The 19,886-nt window shown below is 71.7% G+C and carries 14 protein-coding genes and 1 pseudogene; 8 read left to right on the forward strand and 7 right to left on the reverse strand.

The window, feature by feature from the left end:
• The first annotated feature begins 178 nt into the window (after nt 1-178).
• The gene (locus AB0J69_RS15950; RefSeq protein WP_364117442.1) at nt 179-856 is read left to right on the forward strand and encodes a hypothetical protein; all 678 of its coding nucleotides are present in this window, start codon (nt 179-181) and stop codon (nt 854-856) included.
• A 10-nt stretch (nt 857-866) separates the two neighbouring features.
• On the forward strand, nt 867-4,211 hold the full coding sequence (locus AB0J69_RS15955; RefSeq protein ID WP_364117444.1) for an AAA family ATPase: 3,345 nt from the start codon (nt 867-869) through the stop codon (nt 4,209-4,211).
• 129 nt (nt 4,212-4,340) lie between these two features.
• Here AB0J69_RS15955 and AB0J69_RS15960 read toward each other — a convergent pair whose 3' ends face one another.
• A complete protein-coding gene (locus AB0J69_RS15960; RefSeq protein WP_364117446.1) occupies nt 4,341-5,528 on the reverse strand; it encodes a TerC family protein in 1,188 nt (395 codons plus the stop codon).
• A 131-nt stretch (nt 5,529-5,659) separates the two neighbouring features.
• On the opposite strand from AB0J69_RS15960, the gene AB0J69_RS15965 reads away from it, so the two are divergent.
• Nucleotides 5,660-5,995, forward strand: a complete 336-nt coding sequence (locus AB0J69_RS15965) for an FAD-dependent oxidoreductase (RefSeq protein WP_364117448.1) — start codon at nt 5,660-5,662, stop codon at nt 5,993-5,995.
• Nucleotides 5,996-6,156: 161 nt separating this feature from the next.
• Here the strand turns inward: AB0J69_RS15965 and AB0J69_RS15970 are convergent, their stop codons facing one another.
• Nucleotides 6,157-7,632, reverse strand: coding sequence for an LLM class flavin-dependent oxidoreductase (locus AB0J69_RS15970; RefSeq protein ID WP_364117450.1), 1,476 nt, complete (start codon nt 7,630-7,632; stop codon nt 6,157-6,159).
• 70 nt (nt 7,633-7,702) lie between these two features.
• On the opposite strand from AB0J69_RS15970, the gene AB0J69_RS15975 reads away from it, so the two are divergent.
• Nucleotides 7,703-8,179, forward strand: a complete 477-nt coding sequence (locus AB0J69_RS15975; RefSeq protein ID WP_364117452.1) for a hypothetical protein — start codon at nt 7,703-7,705, stop codon at nt 8,177-8,179.
• A gap of 88 nt (nt 8,180-8,267) precedes the next feature.
• Nucleotides 8,268-9,287: a glutamine synthetase gene (gene glnII, locus AB0J69_RS15980; RefSeq protein ID WP_364117454.1), complete on the forward strand. Its 1,020-nt coding sequence runs from the start codon at nt 8,268-8,270 to the stop codon at nt 9,285-9,287.
• Nucleotides 9,288-9,332: 45 nt separating this feature from the next.
• On the opposite strand, the gene AB0J69_RS15985 is transcribed toward glnII, so the two are convergent.
• The 5 genes from AB0J69_RS15985 to AB0J69_RS16005 form a co-directional block, all read right to left on the reverse strand.
• Nucleotides 9,333-10,871 carry an aldehyde dehydrogenase family protein gene (locus tag AB0J69_RS15985; protein ID WP_364117455.1) on the reverse strand — a complete coding sequence of 513 codons (1,539 nt, stop codon included), beginning with the start codon at nt 10,869-10,871 and terminating at the stop codon, nt 9,333-9,335.
• Between the two features lie 33 nt (nt 10,872-10,904).
• Nucleotides 10,905-11,777, reverse strand: a complete 873-nt coding sequence (locus AB0J69_RS15990; RefSeq protein WP_364117457.1) for a UTP--glucose-1-phosphate uridylyltransferase — start codon at nt 11,775-11,777, stop codon at nt 10,905-10,907.
• Nucleotides 11,778-11,931: 154 nt separating this feature from the next.
• Nucleotides 11,932-12,840: an alpha/beta fold hydrolase gene (locus AB0J69_RS15995; RefSeq protein ID WP_364117459.1), complete on the reverse strand. Its 909-nt coding sequence runs from the start codon at nt 12,838-12,840 to the stop codon at nt 11,932-11,934.
• A 72-nt stretch (nt 12,841-12,912) separates the two neighbouring features.
• Entirely contained in the window at nt 12,913-14,103 is a 1,191-nt protein-coding gene (locus AB0J69_RS16000; protein WP_364117461.1) for an HAD-IA family hydrolase, read from the reverse strand.
• Nucleotides 14,104-14,142: 39 nt separating this feature from the next.
• Complete coding sequence (locus AB0J69_RS16005) at nt 14,143-14,688, reverse strand: cupin domain-containing protein (protein WP_364117463.1); 546 nt, start codon at nt 14,686-14,688, stop codon at nt 14,143-14,145.
• 133 nt (nt 14,689-14,821) lie between these two features.
• Between AB0J69_RS16005 and AB0J69_RS16010 the strand changes: the two genes are divergently transcribed.
• The 3 genes and pseudogenes from AB0J69_RS16010 to AB0J69_RS16020 form a co-directional block, all read left to right on the forward strand.
• Nucleotides 14,822-16,399, forward strand: a complete 1,578-nt coding sequence (locus AB0J69_RS16010; RefSeq protein WP_364117465.1) for an alkaline phosphatase D family protein — start codon at nt 14,822-14,824, stop codon at nt 16,397-16,399.
• Nucleotides 16,399-18,036, forward strand: a complete 1,638-nt coding sequence (locus AB0J69_RS16015; RefSeq protein WP_364117466.1) for a discoidin domain-containing protein — start codon at nt 16,399-16,401, stop codon at nt 18,034-18,036. Before AB0J69_RS16010 ends, AB0J69_RS16015 begins: the two co-directional genes overlap by 1 nt.
• A 114-nt stretch (nt 18,037-18,150) precedes the next feature.
• A pseudogene (locus tag AB0J69_RS16020) lies at nt 18,151-19,392 on the forward strand (SWIM zinc finger family protein); the annotation flags it as partial.
• Nucleotides 19,393-19,886 lie beyond the last annotated feature (494 nt).

Here is a 19,886-nt window from a genome sequence, read left to right on the forward strand (position 1 = left end):
TTGCATGAACGTTGTAGCGGCGCGCCACAGACCCGGTACGGACGGCTTTTTGATCTGTAACAAGTAAAGCCAATGGACGGCCAAGATTTGGTCAAGATTTTTCACCGCCCATCGGGCTCATTCCTCCTGAAAGCGGGCACAACCACTCCGTTGGTCCGTAAAGCGGAGGTAAGCCCTGGTGAAAAAGGCACGGGCTTTGATCGCGCTCATGGGCGCGGTCCTGATGCTGTCCGCGTGCGGACAGCCGGAGTTCACCTACGTACGTGACAAGGGTGGCACGACCTACTTCAAGGTGCCCGCTTCGTTCACCCAACTCGACGCCTATCCCATCGAGCTGTATCTGTCCGGTGACCACCCCAACTCGCAGGCGGCGCTGCTGCGGGCCCAGCGAGTCTGGTCGACGGCCTTCGACCAGTCAACGGATCCGTCGGTCAACCACCTGCTCGGCTCGCCGGAACCGTTCGTCTACGCCACCGTGCACCAGCTCACCGAGGAGCAACGCGACTCGATCTCCCTGAACCGGCTGCGCGACTTCATCCTGCCGGTGACCGAGCAGATGCGCATGCTCTACGCGCAGCAGGCCGCGGCGGGCGGGCAGGCGCCGATGTTCAACGGTTTCGAGCCCATCAGCGACGAGGTCCTGCTCCTGGACCAAGGCGCCAGGGGCGTGCACGTCCGCTTCAACTATCAGATCGGCAACGACGTCCAGACCTTCGACCACACCGCCATCCTCGACGAGAAGGGCGGGACGGTCTCCGTCATGCTCATCGGCTGCCAGTCGGTCTGTTTCCGGAAGCGCGCCGCCGAGTTCGAGAAGATCGCGAGTTCGTTCAAGCTGCTCCGGCTGCCCGGATGAGGGAGCATCATTGACCACGACCAATCAGCATGAAGGGCTGCGTGCCCCCGGCAGCGGGCCCTCCGATCCCGAATCCGTGACCAGGAAGAAGATGCAGTTCTGGGATCGGAGCAAGTTCCTCATCGTCCTCGTCCTGGCCTACCTCATCCTCACGTGGAAGGTGATGGCGGACTTCGAGGGCGTCGTCAGCTTTCCCGAGGCGGCGCAGCAGATCGCGTACGCCTACCAGTGGATCTTCTGGCTGCTCGGCGCGGAGGTGCTGCGGCAGCTGCACTTCTTCGTCAGCGAGCACTGGTCGGCCTACCACCGCTTCTGGAGCCAGAAGGTCTTCGGCGGTTTCGAGCGCTGGACGCACCGCCGCTTCGACGACTGGACGCGCTTCCGCCTCGCGCGGGCGCTGAAGATCGCCTTCTTCATCACGCTGACCGCGCTGGTGCTGGGTGCGGTGCTGGACGTCAGCCCGTTCGCCGCGCTGCTGCAGGCGCCGGCGCTCATCTGGCAGGCGCTGCCGTTCTTCCTGCAGATCGTCTTCCTGTTCTTCTTCGTCATCATCCAGTTCGTGGGCCTGTTCTGGTTCCTGTCCAGGGGCGGCGTCGAGACGTACTTCCCCGACGACATCAAGACCCGCTTCCGCGACGTGTGGGGGCAGGACCACGTGGTCGAGCGGGTCCAGGAGAACATCGTCTTCCTGGAGCGGCCCGACGAGATCGAGCGACGCGGCGGGTACGTCCCCAGCGGCCTGCTGCTGTGGGGCCCGCCGGGGACCGGCAAGACCCTCATGGCCGAGGCCGTGGCCGGCGAGACCGGCAAGCCGTACGTGTTCGTGGATCCGGGCGCGTTCACGAACATGTTCATGGGCGTCGGCATCCTCAAGGTCAAGGGGCTGTTCAGGAAGCTGCGCAAGCTGGCCCTCCGGTACGGCGGCGTGATCGTCTTCTTCGACGAGGCCGACTCCCTCGGCAAGCGCGGCCGCCTCGCCCAGCAGGGCCCGCCCGGCCAGGGCGGCGGCTTCTCCGAGTTCTCCGGCCACCACGGCTGCCACGGCCTGAGCTACCTGACCGAGGAGACCCGCCAGGTGCTGGCCTTCCGCGGCGGGCCGCCGGCTGAGGAGGAGCCCGGCCGGCGCAACCGCTTCTTCATGGGCGGCGGCATGAACGGCAGCGGCGACCCCGGCACGCTGCAGGCGCTGCTCACCGAGCTGTCCGGGCTCAAGAAGCCGCGCGGGTTCTTCAACCGTCTCGTGCGGCGGCTGCTCGGGATGCGGCCCAAGCCGCCGCCCAAATACCGCATCCTCGTCATGATGGCCACCAACCGGCCGGACGCGCTGGACGAGGCGCTGCTGCGGCCGGGCCGCATCGACCGCATCTACAAGGTCGGCTACCCGTCCAAGGCGGGGCGGGTGCGGACGTACCAGGGCTATTTCGACAAGGTGTGGCACGAGCTCACGCCGGAGCAGATCGACAAGCTGGCCACGATCACCCCGTACGCCACCGGCGCCACGATCAAGGACCTGGTCAACGAGTCGCTCATCACCGCCATCAGGGACGGGCGGGAGATCATCACCTGGTCGGACGTGCTGCGCGCCAAGCGGCTCAAGCAGCTCGGCCCGCCCGAGGACGTCGAGTACATCGAGCGCGAGCGGCACGCCGTGGCCGTGCACGAGGCCTGCCACGCCGTCGTGGCGTACGTGACCCGCTTCCACCTCGAGATCGACATCGCCACCATCGAGAAGGGCGCCGACTACCTGGGCATGGTCGCCTCGATCAAGCCCGAGGACCAGTTCACCCGGTGGAAGTCCGAGCACGAGGCCGACATCATGGTCTCCCTGGCCTCGCTGGCAGGCGAGCGCATGTTCTTCGGCGAGGACAACTCCTCGGGCGTCTCCGGCGACCTCTACTCGGCCACCTACCTGACCGCCATGATGGAGTCGTACTGGGGCATGGGCTCCGGCGTCACGTCGCTGCCCGCGCTCCAGGAGCTGGAGATCATGGGCGGCAAGGCCATGCGCAAGCGCGGCCCGGGCGGCTCCATCGGCATCACCGACAGGGAGCCGGCCAGGAACCAGCCCGACCTGACGCCCGACGTGCTCGGCGAGCGCATCGAGTTCAACCTCGTCCGGCTGCTGGAGAAGACCGAGGCGCTGCTGCAGGAGCACCGCAGGGAGGTGCTCTGCCTGGCGCACGCGCTGGAGACGCACAAGACGCTCAACGGCGACGACGTGGTCGCCATCATCCGGCGCGAGCCCGGGCCGCTCATCGACGGCACCGTCTACGCCTCCGACGAGCTCTACCGGGAGCTGGAGGACTACCACCGCGACGCGGCCAGGGCGCACAAGGAGCACAGTCACATCGAGCGCGACCTGCCGGGGAACGCGGGGGAGCCGGTCGAGGCGGTGCCGGTCGGCCTCGGCGGATCGGGCCTCAAGGCCGCCCGCGCGATGCCACCGGGCCCGCCGGCGGTCATCCAGGGCCATCCGGTGATCCAGCCACCCGCCCCCTACGGGCCGCCTGTGCCGGCGGGCTCCCCGGCGTCGCCCACGGCGGCGGGGCCGCCCGGGACGGTGGGAACGCCTTCCGCGGCAGGCTCGCCCGCGCAGGCGGGGCCGCTGGGGTCGCCTATGGCGGCGCCCCCGTCGGTGACGGCGCCCGCGGGGGCCACGTCTTCGCCGGAGACATCCGCCTCGGGCGGCTCGCCGCCGGTCGCCCCTCTGCAGGGCGGGGCTTCGCAGGTCGCGCCCCAGCAGGGCGGGGCTTCGCCGGTCGCGCCTCTGCAGGGCGGGGCGTCGCCGGTCGCGCATGACGGGCCGGTCGTGCATGACGGGCCGGTCGTGCCCGACAGGTCGGCCGAGCCTGCCGACCGGCCCGAGTTCGTGCCCTGGGCCGCCGCCGCCGCTCCCGCGCCGGTCTCCGGGGTGGCCCCGGCGGCTGCCACGCCGGTGCCCGTGGTGGTGGGCACAGCCGCTCCAGCCGCCGCGCCGGCGCGGCGCAGGGCTGTCGGCCGGATCTGGCTGGTCGTCGCCAGCCTGCTGGGGCTGGTCGTGCTGTCCATCATCGCCGCGCTGGCGGTGACGGGCACGCTGGCGGGCGGCAACGGCGCCAACGCGGCCGGCTCGTCGCCGGTGGCCTCGCCGGGGCTGCTGCTCCTGCTGTTCGTCGTGGTCGTCGCGGCGATCGTGGGCGGCGGGCTGGCGTTCGTCGCGATCAAGGGCGTACGCGCGGCGCAGGCCAGGGCCGAGCAGGAGCGCGACACGGCCAACGCCCGAGCCCAGCTCCTGGCCGCGGCGATGGAGCCGGACAAGGCCATGCGGCTGCTCGGCTACGACGGAAACGGCAACGGCACCGACTGGCGCGCGTAGCCGTACCGTCCACGGGATCGGCCCATCGGGCCCGGGCACGACGCCCGGGCCCGATGCGTGTCCGGGCGGACGTGTGCGGGCGCGGACGTGCGCGGACGTGCGCGGACGTGCCTCAGAGTCGGCGCGCGGTCAGGGTCGGTGCGCGGTCTGGGTCGTGTGTTCCTCGTGGGCGCGGCGCAGGAGGGCCATCAGGCGGTCCTCGTCGCGGATCTGCCGCCGGTACTTCTCCGGCAGCTTCCTGAGCTCCGCCTCCTCGGTGAGCAGCCGCCGGAAGATCTCCTCGCGCACCTCCGGGTCCTGCTCGACGTCCAGGTACTGCTGCGCGTGCCGCCGGACCACCGACACCGTGTTCTGCGCGCGGCCCTTGGCGCTGGCCAGCGAGGCCACCACCGTGACCAGCAGCACCCCGATGATCACCGACAGGGACAGGCCCGTGCTGATCTCGACGACTGGCACCGGCTCGCCGTCGTTGATGAACGGCACGTTGTTCTCGTGCAGCGCGTGCAGGACCAGCTTGACCCCGATGAAGGCGAGGATGACGGCCAGGCCGTAGGCCAGGTAGATCAGCCGGTCCAGCAGCCCGTCGATGAGGAAGTAGAGCTGGCGCAGGCCCAGCAGGGAGAACGCGGTGGCGGTGAAGACGAGGTAGACGTTCTGGGTCAGGCCGAAGATGGCCGGGATCGAGTCGAGGGCGAACAGGATGTCGGTCCCGCCGATGGCGATCATGACCAGCAACATCGGCGTCATGACCCGCCGCCCGTCCTCGACGGTGAACAGCCGGTCGCCGTCATAGGTGTCGGTGGTACGCAGCAGCCGGCGGGCCACGCGGACCATGAGGTTGTCGGGGGAGTGGCTCTCCTCGCCCTCCGGCTTGAGCAGGTTGCCCGCCGTGATCAGCAGGATCAGGCCGAAGAGGTAGAACACCCACGCGAACATGTTGATCAGCGCCGCGCCCACCAGGATGAACCCGGTCCTGGCCAGCAGCGAGAAGACGATGCCGAACAGCAGCGCCTTCTGCTGGTCGGCGCGCGGCACCTTGAAGCTCGACATGATGACGAGGAACACGAACAGGTTGTCGACCGACAGCGCCTTCTCCGTCACGTAACCGGCGAAATACTCGGCCCCCGGCTCGGGCCCGCCGAGCAGCCAGACGCCGACGCCGAACAGCAGGGCGATGCCCACGTACAAGGCGGACCAGACCGACGCCTCGCGCAGCGTGGGGATGTGCGACTTGCGGACGTGGAAGAAGAAGTCGAACAGCAGCAGCCCGACGATCCCCAGGATCGTCAGCCACCACACCGCGGCGGATACGTCCACTCGAGGCTCCATGTGTGCGGGCCGTCGTGGGGGGTGGCGACTTCTGGCGGGCGCGAACTCGTATCCTCGCAAGTGGTACCCGGTCTTACCGGATCTCACCCGGCATCCGTCCCGGAGAGAGAAGGGGCACAGTGCGACAGGAGCACCGCGTCATCGTCATCGGCGGCGGCATCGCCGGCGCCGGCGCCGCCTTCGCGCTGGCCCGCAGGGGCGCGGCCGTCACGGTCGTGGAGTCCGGCCTGGCCGGGCAGGCCACGGAGGCCGGCGCGGGCATCATCTCGCCGTGGGCATCCACCGTCGAGGGCCCGTTCTACGACCTGTACGCGGCGGGCGCGGCCTACTACCCGGAGGTCATCGAGCGGCGGAGGCGACGGTCATCGAAACCCGGGTCGGGCTGCGCCCGTTGCCGTCGGGGGAGCTGCCGATCGCGGGCGCGCTGCCCGGGACGGCCGGGCTGCACGTGGTGACGGGGTTCGGCGCGGCGGGTCTGACGATGGCGCCGTTCACGGGCGACGCCCTGGCCCGCTCGATCCTGCACGGCGAGGTCCTGCCCGAGCTGGCCGCCGTCGCCCCGTCGGCCTAGACCCTGGCCCGTCGGCCAGACCTGGCCCGTCGGCCTGGACCCGGCCTAGACCTGGATGCCCAGGCGGGCGATCGGCTCGACCAGCTCCTCCTCCTCGTACGCGAAGTGCGAGGACAGCACCTCGGCCAGCCGGTCCACGCGGGCCCTGACCCCGTCGAGCCCGGCCGGGCCGCGCCGCAGCAGGTCCACGCACGCCTCGTCCAGCCGGGTGAGCAGCTCGGCGATCACCTCGTGCTCCTGCTCCAGCTTCTTGATCACCGGCGCCAGCGTCGAGTCGCGCTCCAGGATGGCCGGGAACATGGCCCCGTCCTCGACCGTGTGGTGCACGGTCAGCAGCCGGCAGAACGTCGCGCAGTACGTGCCCAGCGTCCAGTGGTTCTGCCGCACGCTCAGCCGGTTGATCGTCGAGCGCAGCTCCTCCGCGCCCAGCCGGCCCGCCGCCACCTCCTCCACCGCGTCCTGGACCTGCCGCAGCTCCTGGCGGTAGCCGTCGTGCACGTCCACCAGGTGCTTCCCGAGCCGCCGCTGCTCGGGTGTGAGAGCGGCCGGATCCTGCTTGGGCGCGTGCGGCCGCCCCTCCTCGTCCAGGTCGAGCAGCTCGGCGATGGTGACGGGCCGATCGGCCGGCTCGGGCGCGGGCCGGCCCAGCTGATCGGCCACGGCCGCGCGCACGGCCGGCGCCACCTCCTCGGCGAACGTACGCAGGTCGCGCTCCGCCTGCAGCCCCGGCGCCAGCACGAAGCCGGTCATCCCCACCTCGAACACCAGCTCCGTGAGCTGCTCGGCCCACAGCGAGGCGGGCCCGTCGAGGAACCCGGGCCCCGGCAGCGGCGAGAACGAGCCGCCGATGTTGTACACCTTGCGGATCGTGGCCGGGTCGCGCCCCGCGTCCGCGGCCGCCGCGTCCAGCACCTTCACCTGGGCGGCCACCGCCTCGGGCGGGCTGTAGAAGGAGGAGGGCAGCCAGCCATCGCCCATCCGCCCGGTCAGCTCCAGCATCCTGCGCTTGATCGCGCCGATCCAGATGCCGATCGGGTGGGCGGGGAACGGCCCGGGCCGGGCGCCGCCGAGCCGGTAGTGCGCACCCTCGAACACCACGGGCTCACCCGGCGTCCACAGCGCCCGCAGCACGGTGATGGCCTCGGCCAGCGCCTCGATCGACTCCGGCGGCGACAGCCGGCGCCCGCCCATCGCGGCGATCGCGTCCCAGAACGCCCCCGCGCCCAGCCCCAGCTCCACCCGACCGCCGCTGAGCAGGTCGAGGGAGGCGGCGGCGCGGGCCAGCACGGCGGGCGGCCGCAGCGGCAGGTTGACCACGTCGGGGACCAGCCGGATCCGCTCGGTGCGCTGCGCCACGGCCGACAGCAGCGTCCAGGTGTCCAGGAAGTCCGCCTGGTACGGATGGTCCTGGACCCCGATCAGATCGAGCCCGAGCCGGTCGGCCAGCGTGACGTGGCGCAACAGCCGGTCGCGCCCGGCGGCCTCAGGTGACAGGAACGCGCCGAACCACAGATCGTGCATGAGAATCCCCCTGACTCGATGTTCGCACGGCCCTCCGAACCGGCGGTGCCTGCCCCGCGTCTTATCGGTTGTGCGCCGACTTGTCTGGCTCGTCCCCGCCCTCCTGCTCGTCACCGGCTGCTCGCCAAGCGTGCCGTGCACGTTGATCGGCACCCCGGTGGGCGTGGGAGTGCACGTCAAGGGGCCGCTCGCGGACCGGTCGGGCTCCGTCGAGCTGGAGGTGTGCTGGGACGGCGCGTGCAAGCAGGCGCGTGCCGGGCTCTATCCGTCCTCGCGGGCGGGCCGGGAGACCTGCTCGGGCGACACCTGCGCGATGACGGGCGTGCCGACCGGGGAGAAGCACGGGTTCGGCGATGTGGAGGGGCTGCCAGAACGGCCCGTCGAGGTACGGCTTACGCTGCGGGGCGGCGGAAGCGACCCGGTGCTGGAGCGTACGGTCACCGTCACCCCGAAGGGCCGCTACCCCAACGGCCCCGAGTGCGGGGAGGGCGGGCCCAACGCCGTGCTCACCATCGAGGGCGACGGCACTGTGCGAGAAACCTCCTGATTAACACGGCGTTCACATTCGGGCAAAAACCGGGAAACGGCCGTCCGTAAGACTCGGCGTGGCTGAGAAGAACCCCGAAAGGACCGCCGTGAGCTACAAGGCTGAGTACATCTGGATCGACGGCACCGAGCCCACGGCTCTGCTGCGCTCGAAGACCAAGATCCTTGCCGACGGGGCCGAGCCTCCGGTCTGGGGCTTCGACGGGTCCAGCACCAACCAGGCCGAGGGCCACTCGTCGGACCGTGTGCTCCGCCCGGTGCTCACGTGTCCCGACCCGATCCGCGGTGGTGCCAACAAGCTGGTCCTGTGCGAGGTCGAGGAGATCAACGGCGACCCGCACGTCAGCAACACCCGCGCCCTGCTGCGCCCGATCGCCGAGCAGTACGCCGCCCAGGAGTCCTGGTTCGGCATCGAGCAGGAGTACACCTTCTTCAAGGGCAGCCGCCCGCTCGGCTTCCCCGAGGGCGGCTTCCCCGCCCCGCAGGGTCACTACTACTGCGGCGTGGGCGCCGAGGCCGTGTTCGGCCGCGAGATCGTCGAGCTGCACCTCGACCGCTGCCTCGCCGCCGGCCTCGCGATCTCCGGCATCAACGCCGAGGTCATGCCCGGCCAGTGGGAGTTCCAGGTCGGCCCGGCCGGCCCGATCGAGGTCGCCGACCACCTGTGGCTCGCCCGCTACCTCCTCTACCGGACCGCCGAGGAGTTCGGCGTCGAGGCCACCCTCGACGCCAAGCCCGCCCGCGGCGACTGGAACGGCGCCGGCGCGCACACCAACTTCTCCACCAAGGCCATGCGTGAGGGCTACGAGGCCATCATCACCGCCTGCGAGTCGCTCGGCGAGGGTGACAAGCCGATGGAGCACGTCTCCCAGTACGGCGCCGACATCGAGAGCCGCCTGACCGGCGCCCACGAGACCGCCCCGTGGAACAAGTACAGCTACGGCGTGTCCGACCGCGGCGCCTCCGTCCGCATCCCGTGGCAGGTCGAGGTGGACAAGAAGGGCTACATCGAGGACCGCCGCCCGAACGCCAACGTCGACCCGTACGTGGTCACCCGCCTGCTGGTGAACACCTGCTGCTCGGCCCTGGAGAAGGCCGGCCAGGTCTGATCCTCCGGAGGACGGGGCCCCTTCGCGCGAAGGGGCCCCGTTTTCTCATGCGAGGCGGAAGTCCACATCGGGGGTGATTTCCGCCACGTCCATCTGCGCCTTCTGCAGGCGCCCGGAGTGGTCCCAGTTCATCGCCTGCCAGCGGGTGAACTGGTCGAGCACCCACATTCCGGACTGCCGGCTGCCGTTGCCCGACTTGCCGTTCCCGCCGAACGGCAGGTGGGCCTCGGCGCCGGAGGTGGAGTTGTTGACGCTGACCATGCCGGCCGAGATGCCCTCGCGGAAGCGGAAGGCGTGCTTGGGGTCGGTGGTGTAGATGGAGCTCGACAGGCCGTAACCCGGCAGGTTGGCCAGCTCGATGGCCTCGTCCAGGGTGCGGAACGCGGTCACGCCCACGAGCGGGCCGAACGTCTCCTCCATGAACAGCCGGTCGCCGGGACGGACGCCGTCCACCACGACCGGGTGGTAGTAGAGGCCCTCGCCGCCGTCGAAGTCGCCGCGCGGGTTGTCCTTCGTGATCCGCCCCCGGCCGCCCGTGACGACCTTGTGGTGGGGCTGGATCCAGGTCAGGTATTCCTCGTAGCGGTCGGCGAACTTCTGGTCGAGCAGCGGCCCGGCCAGCACGTCCTGCTCGGGGTCGCCGATCCGGGCGTCGCCCACGGCGCGCGCGAACCGCTCCACGAACGCGTCGTGCACGCTCTCGTGCACGATGACCGTGCCCAGGCTCGTACAGCGCTGGCCGGCCGTGCCGAAGCCGGAGAACAGCGCGCCCTCGACGGCCAGGTCGAGATCGGCGTCCGGCATGATCACCATCGGGTTCTTGCCGCCCAGCTCCAGGCAGGCCGACTGCAGGTGGCGGCCGGTCAGCTCACCGACCTTCCGGCCCACCTCGCTGGAGCCGGTGAAGCCGACCTTCTGCACGCTGCCCTCGCCCAGGGCCAGCTCCAGGCCCGCGAACGTCTCCGCGCCGTCGGCGAAGACGATGTTCAGCACGCCGTCGGGCAGGCCCGCCGCCGTGAACAGCCGGAACATCGCGTGCGCGGAGGCGGCGGCGTACTCGGCGGGCTTCCAGACGACGGCGTTGCCGCACAGCAGGGCCGGGACCAGGTACCACGACGGGACGGCCACCGGGAAGTTGCCCGCGGTGATGACCGCCGCCGCGCCGATCGGGTTCCGGAACGTGAACAGGTTCTTGTCCGGCATCTCCGACGGGACCGTCTGCCCGTAGAGCCTGCGGCCCTCGCCCAGGAAGAAGTCGCACGTGTCCACGATCTCCCGCACCTCGCCGAGCGACTCGGCGTACGGCTTGCCGATCTCCTCGGTCACCAGCCGGGCCAGCCGCTCGGCGTTGGCCTCGACCAGCCGCCCGATGGAGGCGATCACCCGGCCGCGCACCGGCGCCGGCACCTTGGCCCACTCGCGCTGCGCCTCCTTGGCGGTGCGGCAGGCGGCGGCGAACGTGCCGGCGTCGGCCAGGCCCACCTGCGCCACGACCTCGCCCGTGCGGGCGGGGTTGACTGATTCGTACGTGGCCGCGGACTCCGCGTCCTTGCCACCCACGATGGAAACGATCTGTCGGCTCACCGGTGCCCTCCTCATGTGCTTCTGCGGTAGACGCTAGCTCTCCAGGGCCAGTTTGCGCAGCTCCGGGCCGTGGACCGGATCGGCCAGCGCCGCGGCGAACTGCGCCTTGAGGTAGTTGAGCGGCGAGCCGGTGTCCCACCAGGTGCCGTCGATGACCTGGCCGTACACCGGGTTCCCGGCGGCGGCGTGGCGGTGCAGGGCGTCGGTGAGGTAGATCTCGCCCTCGGGGTCGCCTTGCCAGCGGCGGGTGGCGGCCTCCAGCTCGGCGACGACGCCCGGAGTGACGACGTAACCGCCGATGGCGGCGTACCGGGAGGGGGCCTCCTCAGGGCGCGGCTTCTCGATCAGGCCCGAGATGCGCAGGCGGCCCCCGCCGAGATCCTCCTCGACGATCGGCACGCCGTAGCGGGAGGCGTCCTCGACCGCCATCGGCAGCAGGGCGAGCACGGGCGCGCCCGTCGCCTCGTAAGCGGCCTTGAGCTGCCTGGCGCGGGGCACCTCGGCCACGAACACGTCATCGCCCCACAGCACCATGAACGGCTCGTCGCCGATGACGCGGGCGGCGTTCAGCACGGGGGTGCCGTTGCCGTAGGGGCCGTTCTGGTACAGGTACGTGATGTGCGCCAGGGACGACAGCTCGGCCACCGCGTCGGCGAGGTCGTCCTTGCCGGCGTCGCGCAACTGCTGCTCCAGGTCGGCGTCCGGCGCGAAGTGCCGCTGCACGAGCTCCTTGCGGGCCGAGGTCACGATGGTGATCTCGTCGATGCCGGAGTCCACGAGCTCCCTGATGGTGTGCTCGATCACGGGCTTGTCGCCGATCGGCAGCATCTCCTTCGGCAGCGCCTTCGTCAGGGGGAGCAGCCGGGTGCCCAGACCGGCCACCGGGATCACGGCTTTGCGGACCATGCGTCTCTCCTCGTGCGTGCGGCGAGTCGGGTGACCGACCGGAGAGAGCCGACGTTACCCCAGGCATCGTCCGGCCCGACGACCGCATTGCGGCAATTGCCAGAGGGACGTTCACTATTCGTGGTCCGGGCGATATCTGGGCAGCCTCGGCACATTATTGGGCCGTGTTCCGGAGAATGAGCTCGGCGACCCGGCGGGGCAAGTCCGGAGAAAGGAAAGAATGGCCCATGCCCTCGATCGTCTCCAGTCGCGCGCCGGGAATCCGGGCCGCCAGCGCCGCGCCGTGCGGCGGCGGGAGCAGCGGGTCCGCCGTGCCGTGGATCACCAGCGTGGGGGCCTTGATCGAGGACAGCGGGGCTCGCCGGTCCGCGGTCATCGCGCGCCCGGCCAGGTCGTGGTTGGTCGCGGCGGCGGGATTGCCGGCACGGTCGTAGGACTCCTCGACCAGCCGCCGGGCCGCCGCCTCGTCGAAGGGCAGGACCTCGCCGCTCAGCACCCGCCACGTCTCTACGTTCGCCGCGATGTACTCCTCGCGGGTGATCCTCGGCACGGCCGCCGCGCGCATGAGGTGCTCCAGAAAGCTGGGCGCGGGCGGTGGCAGGTCGTCCGGGTCCGGGGCCTGGCCGGACAGGGCGCGTACCCAGATGGGGCCCGCGTCGGTGCCCATCGGGCTGGTCATGATCGCGGTCAGCGTCGTGACCCGCTCGGGGCGGTGCGCGGCCAGCCACTGGCCGACCGCGCCGCCGAGGGAGGCGCCGGCGACGTGTGCGGAGAGGGTGTCGTACGCGTCGAGCACGGCGAGGGAGTCGGCGGCCAGGTCGGCGAGCGTGTACGGGTCGGTGGTGAAGTCGACGCAGTCGGAGCGGCCGGTGTCGCGGTGGTCGAAGCGGATCACCTGCCGGCCGCCGGCCACGAGGGTGTCCACGAGGTCGTCCGGCCAGCCGAGGCCGGGGGTGGAGGTGCCCATGACGAGCAGCACCACGGGGTCTCCCCGGTCACCGAACCGTTCGGTCCACAGGCTCAGTTTCCCGGACTTGATGAATTTCTCTTCTGCGGCACCCATGGCCATAAATATAGCGAAATCTCGCCATTTAGCGGTGAAATGCGTTAATTCGCATTTCGTGGTATAATGGCGTTACCACGAGCGGGTGGGAGCTGGGAATTCGGCGGTTGTTTCCGAAATATCGTGTTTTGTGATGACCGCCAGCCGCTCGGCCAGGTCCGCCAGCGCGCGGGAGGCGGCCAGCTCGTCCCCGATCTCCGGCACTGCCGGATCGGCGGGATTGCGGCGCGCCCGGCCGGTCCCGGTCACGCGGTCGCCGTTCCCCATCGTCAGCGTCGCCCGGGCGGCGGTGTCGTCGCCGTCCTCGGCGAGAGAGATCCGCACGGTCCATTCCTTGGCCTCCATGACCACACCTCCTCCACCCCTAGCGGGCTGCCCGGCCGCGCGCCGGTAAACCTGCCACCGGCTCGGGCTCGGGGGCAGGGGGCGGCCCTGCGGGTATCTCGCGGTCCGATCGGGTTCAGGGGGCGTGTTTGCGATGATCTCCCGGTCCGATCGGGCTCGGGGCGGGCCCGGGGCGATCGCGGTCCGATCGGGCTCAGGGGGCGGGCCCGGGGTGATCTCGCGGTCCGATCGGCTCAGGGGTGGGCGGCCCGAAGGACGGCGATGCCCTCCAGGACGTGTCCGACCACGTGGTCGGCCCCATGCTCGTGTCCCGGCCACGTGGTCGGCCCCATGCTCGTGTCCCGGCCACGTGCCGTGGTCGATCCAGATGCGCCGCAGCCCGGCCGCCCGCGCCCCGCCGATGTCGGCGATCAGGTTGTCGCCCACCATCCAGCCGCCCTGGCCCAGGTCGGCCCCGCACCGCCGGGCGGCGATCGCGAACAGCTCCACCGCGGGTTTGCGCACACCCTCGGCCCCCGAGATCGCGTACCCGTCCACCAGGTCGTCCAGCCTGGTCCGCCGGATCTTCGCGAGTTGCCGCCGCGCCGGGCCGTTGGTGACGACGCCCACCCGCCATCCCGCCGCGCGCAACCCGGCCAGCGCTTCCGGCACCCCGGCGTAGAGCTCCGCGAGGTGTGGCATCCGCGCGTGGAAGCCCTCCATCAGCGCCTCCGCCGACTCCCGTACGCCGAACATCCGGCGTACCCGCGCGAAGAACCGCTCCCGGTCCGGATGGGTCGCGGCGTGCAGCGCGACCAGCCGCTCCACCGCCCCCTCCGCCGGCCGGTGCCGCTCGGCGAACTCGCCCGCCCACAGGACGAACGCCGTGTCCAGGTCGAGCAGCGTCCGATCGAGGTCGAAGAGGGCCAGCCGCGTCATACCTCGAACGCTAGGCGGTGAAGCAGGTGGTCACGGACGCTAGGCGGTGAAGTCGGCGAAGTCGAAGCCCGGCGAGACCAGGCAGCTCACCAGCACCGCCTCGTCGCCCGCGGGACGCGCCGACTGCCACGCGCCACCCGGCACGACCGCCTGCGGCACCTGCCCGTGCTCCACGTCCGGTCCCAGGACGACCGTCTCGTCCCCGATCGTCAGGTCGAGCGGCCCGCCGCGGTGCCACAGCCAGATCTCCGCCGACCTGACCATGTGCGGCACCGACTCCTCGCCCGGGTGCAGCAGGAAGTAGATGGCGGTGGCGCTGGCCCGCGCACCGGGATACCCGTCGGGCGTGAACGTCACCGGCGACCGCCACGTCTCCCGGAACCAGCCGCCCTCGGGGTGGGGGAGGAGGTCGAGGGCCTCGGCGATCGGCGGTCGCTCCACGAACGCGACCGGTGCGCCCTTGACGTCCCGGCGCAGGAAGCGGTTGCCGTCGAGGACGAGCTGGCCGTCGAGCGAGCCGGCCAGGGCCGCCGCCTCGTCGGCCACCTGGATGGACGGGCCGTCAGGGTAGATCCGCAACTCCACGAGGTGAGTCTATGTGGATATTTCGGACAGGTCCTGCTTCCGCTGATGACCCTGTGCGTTCACCTGTCGTACGATTTCTAATATTTTAATATTTTTTAACCGGCAACCAGACCGACGAATGAGGCAAGACCAGGTGAAACCCGATCAATGGCGTTCGCTGCTCGACAGCAGGGCATCGCGGCGCCAGATGCTCACGTACGCCACCGGCGTGGCCGGGCTCATCGCGCTGGGCCAGGTGCCCGGCGGCGTGAGCGACCCGGCGCCCGCGCTGTCCGCGAACCCGTTCACGTTAGGCGTCTCCTCCGGCGACCCCCGCCCCGACGGCGTCGTGCTGTGGACCAGGCTCGCCACGCAACCGCTGGCCGACGACGGGATGGGCGGCATGCCGCGCGTCCCCGTGCCGGTCCGGTGGGAGATCGCCGAGGACGACGGCATGCGCCGCGTGGTGCGCAAGGGCGTGGCCACCGCCCGTCCCGAGCTCGCCCACGCCGTCCACGTCGAGGTGAACGGGCTGCGTCCCGGCCGCGAGTACTGGTACCGCTTCACGGTGGGCGACGAGACCAGCCGCACCGGCCGTACGAAGACCGCGCCCGACCCCCGCTGGAACACCGAGGTCTCCTTCGCGTACGCCTCCTGCCAGCAGTGGGAGAGCGGGTTCTACACCGCCTACCGCGACATGGCGGCCCAGGACCTCGACCTGATCGGCCACCTGGGCGACTACATCTACGAGCTGGCGATCGGCGCCACGGGCGGCCAGCGCAAGACGTCGCTGTCGGCCGCGCACAACGCGCCCACCATGACCCTCTCGCAGTACCGCCTGCGTTACGCCCTGGTCAACTCCGACCCGGACCTGCAGGCCGCCCGCGCGGTCGCGCCCTGGTTCTTCGCGCTGGACGACCACGACGTCGAGGACAACTGGGGCGCCGACCTGTCGCCCACCGGCGGCACCCCCGAGAACTTCCTGCGCCGCCGCGCCGCCGCCTTCCGCGCCTGCTTCGAGAACCAGCCGATGCGCCCCTCGGCCCTGCCCGTGGGGCCGGACATGCCGATGTACCAGCGCATCCCGTACGGCCGGCTGGCCACGTTCCACGTCCTGGACGAGCGGCAGTTCCGCAGCCCCGCCGACGTCACGGCCCGCCTCGACCCGAGCCGCACCATGCTCGGCGAGCAGCAGGCCGCCTGGCTGCTCGACGGCCTGGGCCGCTCCCGCAGCACGTGGAACGTCCTGGCCAACCAGGTGATGATGTTCCAGCTCGACCGGCTCACCGACCCCGGGCTGCAGCAGCTCAACCCCGACACCTGGGACGGGTACGCGGCCGAGCGCGACCGCCTGTGGGCCGGCATCACCCAGCGGAAGGTCGCCAACCCGGTCGTGATCACCGGCGACGCGCACGTCAACTGCGCCGCCGAGCTCAAGGCCGACTTCGCCGATCCAGACTCCCCGACCGTGGGCGTCGAGTTTCTCGGCACCTCGATCACCTCCGGCGGCAACGGCTCCGACACCACCGCCGGCGGGGCCGAGTGGCTGGCGGCCAACCCGCACCTGAAGTTCTTCAACAACCAGCGCGGCTACATCCGCTGCCGCCTCGCCAAGGACACCATGCGGGCCGACTACGTGGTCGTGGACAAGGTCACCACGCCCGACGGCACCGCCTCCGTACGCAAGTCGTTCGTCGTCGAGTCAGGCCGGCCCGCCCTCCAGGACGCGTGATGAAGAAATCCCTCTACTTCGCCGCCGCCTTCGCCCTCGTCCCCCTGGGCGCCGTGCCCGCGGCCGGCTCCACCACCGCCCCCGAGCTGCCCAGGACCCCCGCCGGTCAGGTGCTCGTGGTGCAGGCCGATCTCCAGGACTCGGTACGCCCGGCCGACGCCGCCGACACCACCGACCTGGACAACTTCGCCGCCCGGCTGGCCGCCGAGCTGCCCGCCGCCCCCGATGCCCTGGTGCTCAACGAGCTCCTCGGCCCCGGCGCCCGCCGCCTGGCCACCAGCCTGAGCCGGGCCCTGGGGTACCGCTACCGGGTCGAGGTGGCGGGGGAGCGCTCGGCGTTCCAGGCCGACGGCTCCGTACGCGAGACCGCGATCATCCTGAACGCCGACACCATGACCGCGGCCCGGCCCACCGGGTACGAGCGCGTGCAGGACGAGGACCAGGCGTACACGGGGGCGGCCAAGCGCGACGGCAGCCTCCAGGTGCCGCTGCTCGCCGTCCACCCGGGCGGCGACCCGGCCACGGCGACGGCCGCGTACACGGCCCTGGCGGGCGCCAAGTTCCCGCAGGGGCAGGTCACGGTGCTGGGGGGCGACTTCCGCGCGGCCCGCTGCGCCGTGCCGAGCACCGACCAGACCATCGGGTGCGCGCCCCAGGCGTTCTGGGCGGATCTCACGGGGCCGAAGGCGTACAGTGACGCGCTGTTCGACAAGGCCGACGCGCAGAGCCGCAGCCACAGCGGCTACCTGTTCGCCCGCGGGCAGGTGCTCGCGGCCGGGCTGGACACGGCGTACGACGCCGACCTGCCCGACCGCGCCTCGTGCAAGCCGCACTTCGACGCCGGCCGGCCCCGCTCGGCGCCCCGGGACTGCCGCTCGGCGTACTACGCCGACGTCCCGTTCGGCTGGGCGCTGCTGGCCGCCGGGCAGCCGGTCCAGCAGACGGTCACGCCGAGCCGGATCGCGCTGGACCACTGCGAGCTGGCCGTACGCCAGGCGGAGGTGGCGGCGAGGATCGTCAACAACACCGGCGACGCGCTCTCCAGGCCGCTCACGGTGACGGCCGCCGCGCCGCTCACCGCGACCCCCGCCACCGCGACCCTGGACGCGCCCGCCGGTCAGGCCACCACCGCCACCATCAAGATCACCGCCCCCAGGGACACCCCGCCCGGGGAGCACCGGATCACCGTGCGCGTCGGGGACGAGAGCACGGAGGTGCCGGTCACGGTCACGGAGACGTGCACGGAGCCGAAGGTGTACGCCAGCAGCTTCCACGCCGGCTTCGGCCCCGAGCGCGCCGTGGACGGGGACATCGCCACGTTCTGGCACTCGGAGTACTCGCCGCCCACCCCGCTCCCGCAGTCGATCACCCTCAACCTGGGGGAGGTCAAGCAGGTCGGCAACGTCGGCTACCAGCCCCGCTTCGACGGCAACCTGAACGGCACGATCCTGGACTACAAGGTGTACGTCAGCACGGACGGCCAGACCTTCACGGAGGTCGCGGGCGGCACGTGGGCCGGCGACGCCCGGCTGAAGACGGCCACGTTCCCGGCCGTGGACGCCCGTTACGTGCGGCTGGAGGGCACCAGGGCCAGCGGCGGCTCGTACTTGTCGGCGGCGGAGGTGACCGCCGGCTGACCCGTCGGAACCTGCCGCGTCGGGTCCGCCGGCTGATCTCCCCTGACCGGCCGCGAACTGTCGGTCGGGCTGGCTAGTCTGCGGCAGGTGACGGAACGGTGGAGCCGCGATCAGGTGTTCGCCCTCGCCCCCGACGCGCCGTCCCAGAAGGCGGCGCAGGGGGTGGCAGCGCCAGGGAAGTGGTCGTTACGCGGCACGACAGGCACGGTCCTGTACGGCGAGTGCAAGGGCAGCGGCGCCAAGCCCTACCTTGCGTGCGTCGACCTGACCGAGCCCGCATACCGGTGCAGCTGCCCGAGCCGGAAGTTCCCGTGCAAGCATGCGCTCGGGCTGCTGCTCCTGTGGTCCGCCGACGCGGTCCCGGTCCAGGAGGCGGCGCCGCAGTGGGTGACGGAATGGCTGGAAGGGCGGGCCGAGCGCGCCGAGAAGTCGGCCGCCCGCCTCGAAGCCGCCCGCGCCAAGGCCGCCGAGACCGCCGCCCTCGAAGCCGGCGGCACCGGAGCCGGGGGCACCGGAGCCCGGGGCACCGGGGCAGGGGGAGCCGGGGCAGGGGGAGCCGAAGCTGGGGACGCCGGGCCCGGCGACGCGGTCGGCCGGGCGACCCTCGGCGAGACGGGCGCGCCGGGCCTGGACTCCTCGGGCGCCGACCCGTCGGCCCCGGGCGCGCTCGGCGCTGAGGGATCGGGTTCGGGCCCGGGTGCGCCGGGACGAGGCGTTGGGGCAGGGATCGGGGCCGGCGGGGCGAACGGGATCTCGGCAGGCGGCCGGGGTGAGTCCGTACGTCACTCGCGGGTCGCCGCCGGGCTGGCCGAGCTGGAGCGGTGGCTGGCCGACCAGGTGCGCCAGGGACTGGCGGGAGCGGCCGAGCACGACTGGGACGGCCTGGCCAAGCGCCTCATCGACGCCCAGGCCCCGGGCGTGGCGGGCGTCGTGTCCCGGCTGTCCCGGGTGCGGGCCGAGGAGGGCTGGCCGGGGCGGCTGCTGGAGGAATACGCCCTGATCAACCTGCTTGCCATCGCCTACCGGCGGCGGGCCGAGCTGCCGAAGCCCCTCGCACAGACCGTTCTCATCCGCGCCGGGTTCCCCGTCACCAGGGAAGAGGTGCTGGCCGGGCCGCCGGTGCGCGACCACTGGGACGTCCTGGGCAGGCGCGACGAGGCGCAGGACCGGCTGACGGCGCGCCGCGTCTGGCTGCGGGGCCGCCGCACCGGCAGGCCCGCCCTCATCCTGTCGTTCGCACCACAGGGGCAGCCGCTGGACGCCTCCCTGGTGACGGGCACCACGATCGACGCCGACCTCACGTTCTACCCGGGCGCCGCCCCCTTGCGCGCCCTGGTCGCAACCCGCCACGGCACCGCCCCCTGGCACCCACCCACCCCCGACCCGTCCCCACCAACGGACCCCCCAGCCGCGCCGTCACGGGCAGCGGGGTCCCAGGGGGCGCCGTCTCCGGGTGCGGCGCCTCCCGAGGGACAAACCGCCACCGGACTGCCTCCCACCACCGCCCTGCCTGCCACCGCACAGGTCCCGGCGATGCCGGGCGGGGTCGTGTCTCGCGCCGCGTCGGCCTCCGAAGAGGGAGGCGGCGCCGCAGGGTCGGCTCCCGCCGCGTCATCGCCAGAGGGGCGAGTCGCCGCCGGGGTGCCTTCCGTCGCACAGGTCCCCGCCGTGCCGCGTGCCGTGCCGCCCGGGGTTTCGCCGGAGGAAGGGCTTGATGAGGTGGCGCGGGCGCTGGCCGAGGATCCGTGGACCGAGTCCTGGCCGCTCGTGCTGGCCGGAGTGGTCCCCGACCGGACCTCCGTCGGCGGCCTTCCTCTGCACCCCCGCTGCCAGGACCCCTGGCGGCTGAT

It is taken from the genome of Nonomuraea sp. NPDC049709 (genome assembly GCF_040674815.1).
Classification (GTDB): domain Bacteria; phylum Actinomycetota; class Actinomycetes; order Streptosporangiales; family Streptosporangiaceae; genus Nonomuraea.

Coding starts and splice junctions, on each gene's coding strand:
- AB0J69_RS15970 (WP_364117450.1), bottom strand. CDS start 7,632: ATGCACGATCTGTGGTTCGGCGCGTTCCTGTCACCTGAGGCCGCCGGG.
- AB0J69_RS15990 (WP_364117457.1), bottom strand. CDS start 11,777: ATGGTCCGCAAAGCCGTGATCCCGGTGGCCGGTCTGGGCACCCGGCTG.
- AB0J69_RS15995 (WP_364117459.1), bottom strand. CDS start 12,840: ATGGGTGCCGCAGAAGAGAAATTCATCAAGTCCGGGAAACTGAGCCTG.
- AB0J69_RS16000 (WP_364117461.1), bottom strand. CDS start 14,103: ATGACGCGGCTGGCCCTCTTCGACCTCGATCGGACGCTGCTCGACCTG.
- AB0J69_RS16015 (WP_364117466.1), top strand. CDS start 16,399: ATGAAGAAATCCCTCTACTTCGCCGCCGCCTTCGCCCTCGTCCCCCTG.